At 48.9% G+C, this 3,689-nt stretch carries 3 protein-coding genes and 1 pseudogene; all 4 read right to left on the bottom strand.

What is annotated here, in order from left to right:
- Positions 1 to 327 (bottom strand): annotated as a pseudogene (gene rplC, locus JJU14_RS16295) (50S ribosomal protein L3); the annotation flags it as partial.
- A 29-nt stretch (positions 328 to 356) separates the two neighbouring features.
- Positions 357 to 668 carry a 30S ribosomal protein S10 gene (gene rpsJ / locus JJU14_RS16290; RefSeq protein WP_091344848.1) on the bottom strand — a complete coding sequence of 104 codons (312 nt, stop codon included), beginning with the start codon at positions 666 to 668 and terminating at the stop codon, positions 357 to 359.
- A gap of 213 nt (positions 669 to 881) precedes the next feature.
- Positions 882 to 1,745, bottom strand: coding sequence for a phospholipase A (locus JJU14_RS16285; protein ID WP_228614780.1), 864 nt, complete (start codon positions 1,743 to 1,745; stop codon positions 882 to 884).
- Between the two features lie 84 nt (positions 1,746 to 1,829).
- On the bottom strand, positions 1,830 to 3,536 hold the full coding sequence (locus JJU14_RS16280; protein ID WP_228614779.1) for an acyl-CoA dehydrogenase family protein: 1,707 nt from the start codon (positions 3,534 to 3,536) through the stop codon (positions 1,830 to 1,832).
- Between the last annotated feature and the right edge of the window lie 153 nt (positions 3,537 to 3,689).

Below are 3,689 nucleotides of genomic sequence, written 5' to 3'. Positions count from 1 at the left end.
TTTCTTGGTTTCCGCGAAAATTTCAACAGTAATCTCGCTACCCACCTGGATGTCGTTGCTTTCATTGTCTGCCAGACGGAATTCCCACAGACCACGACCAGCTTCAACACCTACTTTAGCGAAGTGACCAGCTTCTGGCTTGCTCAGGCGGCTTGCCTTCACAGTCCCAGCAGTCACTTGCAACGCGCTATAGCCGTCAGTCTCTTGAGACTTCACAGCAGTTACGCGATTTGGTGTCGCTTCGATTACGGTAACAGGAATAGAGACGCCATCTTCAGTGAAGATGCGGGTCATTCCTACTTTACGACCGACTAAACCGATAGCCATTTCCTAAACCTCTCTTAAAACCTGTCTTGTCAGCCCAGGCTGATTTGAACGTCAACACCAGCAGGCAGATCCAATCGCATCAGAGCATCTACGGTTTTATCCGTTGGCTCAACGATATCGATCAGACGCTTGTGGGTACGGATTTCGTACTGATCACGTGCATCTTTATTGACGTGAGGAGAAATCAAGACAGTAAAACGTTCCTGGCGAGTTGGCAGTGGAATTGGACCACGAACCTGGGCACCGGTACGCTTGGCTGTGTCAACGATTTCTAAAGTTGACTGATCGATCAAACGGTGATCGAACGCTTTCAGGCGGATACGTATCCTTTGATTACTCATAAATCAAAGCCTCAAAGAGCAAAAAGAGCAAAAAATAACAAAAGCACAACTCCTAACAGGAGTGAGCCTTTGCAGCGAAGTACAGTTGCTCCCCAATCGGGAGCATTGTCGGGGCAAGAGTTGCCTCTTACCGCACCTACCTAATACAAGGTTGGACGCGCATTATATAGAATTGCGGTGAAAACTCAAGCGATTTCTGTTTTTTACTGGCGGCTAGATCACATCGTTCAATTCAAAGCCCAAACCGAAGCGGGTAACTGGACGGTTGTAGTCAATCAGGCTGTCGCCATAACCGGTGAAAAACGACACGTACCAACGCAGGTACTTGTTCATTGGCCTGGAATAAGACAATTGCAAAGCGCCTTTGTTATCGCTTTTAAGATTGTTTCTGAGCATTATTCGGTAAGTTTCGCTTTGATTTTTATAAGCAGCCGCAATCTCAAAATAGCCCATGTAATGACTGATATCCGGATTATCGTCGCCTTTCGGATCCCCCTCAAACCGTTTGGCTTTTTCCGGGAAGCGATACCAAGGCGTGACGCTGACAAAGACATCCCCTACAGAGCCCACCCAATTGAGTTTAATACGATTCCAACTGCGGGATAAATCGCCAGCACGTCCATTGGACTGATGCGATAAACTGACGCTTACGATACGACTTGCAGCCTGGTCAACGCCAAGAAAGTGAGGAAATGCCAGAATCAATTCTGGTTCATAATTGGTTTCACGAAAAGGTGACGACACTTCGCTATTGTAAGACTGCCAATAGGCTTGCTGGGTAAATGCAAAAAACAAATACCCTTTATCCTGATACACACGGCTCCATAAAGGCGTTTTCAAACTAAGCTGGAACTTGGTTTCGAACCGTTCCATCGGGGCGCTCTCACCATCCCGATTAATAGTTTCCCGCAAGCCTTTGGCGTAACTCAGCGGCTGCAGATAGTTATTGCGATGGGGCAGTAAAGTAAAGGGGGAGTAGTTATCCCAGTCCTCTTCGTTCATACGTTTATCCAGCGCATCCATCGCCAGAATAGGCAAGCTGACCAGTACCAAGACAAACACCACCAGGTAACGCATACCGACCCCCTCAACACATCTGCGGATGCCTCATCATACAATAAAAGCGCTAGAATGCGCCCTTATTGTAAATTTTTTGCCAGTTTATTCCTGCATGATCAGTAACAAAGCCTCAGCACGTGGCAGGATGCGCTTGAAATAGAAGTCAGCCATCTGCTGTTTTTGCTGCTTTGTTTCAACAGTAACCTCAGCCCGCTCCAGTGCATCGACTTGTTTTAGCCACATATAGCCGTACAGCAGATAACCAGTCAACGTCATAAACTCGTAGGCATAGCCAGCCAACAGGGCTTTATCACCTTCAGCTCGTTGCAGCAAAGATTGGGTCAACACGCTGGTTCTTCGCAAGTAAGCCGCCAACTGTTGATGCTGTGGATTGGCTGCATCCAGCCAGTGTTCAATTTCTGCAAACAGCGACAGTAAGACGGCTCCCTTATCACCGGCTACTTTTCGCAACATAAAATCAGCGGCCTGAATGCCATTGGTACCTTCGTAGATTTGCGCAATCCGCACATCACGCACTAATTGTTCCATACCCCATTCTTTGATGTAACCATGGCCACCAAACACCTGCTGTGCCTGAACGGTACATTCCAGTCCCAAATCAGTCATAAAGGCTTTGGCGATCGGTGTCAGCAAATTCGCCAATTGCAGCCCTTTCTCATCACCACTGTATTTAGCTTTATCCAGCTGCAGCGCGACCCAGGTAGAAAAACTACGACCAGCTTCGTTCAATGACTGAATGGTTTGCAACATACGCTGTACATCCGGATGACGGATAATAGGCTCGGCTTTATTGGCATCACGTTCAGTGATGCGGCCCTGCAACCGATCATTAGCGTAAGCAAGAGCATTTTGACAGGCGCGCTCTGCAGCTCCAAGTCCCTGACTACCCATCGCAAGGCGCTCATAATTCATCATGGTAAACATAGCCGCCAGCCCTTTGTGCGGCTCTCCCAGCAAGTAGCCGGTAGCTCCATCAAAGTTCATCACACAAGTGGCGGAGGCATGAATGCCCATTTTGTGTTCGATGGAGCCGCAATGCAGTGCATTTCGCTGCCCCGGATTGCCGTCAGCATCGGGTATAAACTTCGGCACGATAAATAATGAAATGCCGCGGCTACCGGCAGGTGCATCCGGCAACTTGGCCAATACCAGATGAATAATGTTCTCGGTGAGATCATGCTCTCCGGCAGTGATAAAGATTTTACTGCCGCTAATGTGATAACTACCATCGGGCTGTGGTTCAGCTTTGCTCCGCATTATACCTAAATCGGAGCCGGCATGGCTTTCGGTCAGGCACATGGTGGCCGACCATTCTCCGCTATATAGCTTAGGCAGATAGAGTGCCTTGACGTCATCACTGGCATATTGCTGCAAAGTGACACAGGCCCCGGCCGTCAGACCAGGATAGAGTGAGAAGGCAATGTCGGCGCTGCACATCATTTCATCCAGCATCATCGACAGTACTTTTGGCATGCCCATGCCTCCGTACTCAGGATCGCCACTGAAACCGGCCCAACCTCCCTCGCACCACGCTCGGTAATTGGCCTGGTAATGCTCAGGGGTTATTACGGCACCATCTTGCAACTTGACACCTATCAAGTCAGCCTGCTGGCTTAAAGGTGCAATTTGCTGTTCACAGATCTTGGCCGCTTCCTGCAGAATGGCTTCGGCGGTTTCGGGTTCGAGCTGCTCGGCCAGCGCAGGCACCTGTTGCCAGTGCTGCTGGACTTGCCAGACATCAAACAACTGGAACTTCATGTCGTTGAGTGGGGCTTGATACTGACTCATTATGGGTCTCCTAACTGGACGGATCTGTTAGCCAGCTTCGCACAATGTCAGCTTTCAAACAAGTGTTTGAATTTGTCTTAAGGCAAAAACAGCGCAAAAAAAAGGCCCCTTACGGAGCCTTCTTCATACACCTACGTAAATTACGCGATGATT

Source organism: Alkalimonas sp., from assembly GCF_020831925.1.
Taxonomy (GTDB): Bacteria; Pseudomonadota; Gammaproteobacteria; order Enterobacterales; family Alteromonadaceae; genus Alkalimonas.
Note: the sequence above shows the minus strand (reverse complement) of the source record. Positions and strands in the feature narration are given on the sequence as shown.

What these genes read in the sequence shown, in the direction of transcription:
- JJU14_RS16285 (WP_228614780.1), bottom strand. Translation starts at nt 1,745, where the DNA reads ATGCGTTACCTGGTGGTGTTTGTCTTGGTACTGGTCAGCTTGCCTATT.
- JJU14_RS16280 (WP_228614779.1), bottom strand. Translation starts at nt 3,536, where the DNA reads ATGAGTCAGTATCAAGCCCCACTCAACGACATGAAGTTCCAGTTGTTT.
- rpsJ (WP_091344848.1), bottom strand. Translation starts at nt 668, where the DNA reads ATGAGTAATCAAAGGATACGTATCCGCCTGAAAGCGTTCGATCACCGT.